General features: G+C 53.1%; 1 protein-coding gene. It reads right to left on the bottom strand.

Features of this window, described 5'->3' with window-relative positions:
• Positions 1 to 262, bottom strand: a 262-nt coding sequence (locus tag AC1RPV_RS07975) for a hypothetical protein (protein WP_481764232.1), incomplete at both ends; no start/stop codon positions are given.

Here is a 262-nt window from a genome sequence, read left to right as displayed (position 1 = left end):
TCGTCAAATTCTGACCACTGTTTGATCGACATGCGAAGTTTTGCCTGAATATAAAATGCGTCGCTCGAATATACCATCGGGTCAAGGACACCGCTAGCACCACCCGCATGCACGATGTAGTAGCCATCCTTTCCGTTGTCCTTTACACACGTGGCCGGCACGTTCAGGGCGCGTGCTACCCACTCCATCTGCTGCTGAGTCACGTCTTTGTCCAGCTTATCGCCGCGCACGATGCGGTCAGTCAATTCCTGCAATACCGCAA

The organism is Dellaglioa sp. CoH-55-MRSF-9, from assembly GCF_056782155.1.
Note: the sequence above shows the minus strand (reverse complement) of the source record. Positions and strands in the feature narration are given on the sequence as shown.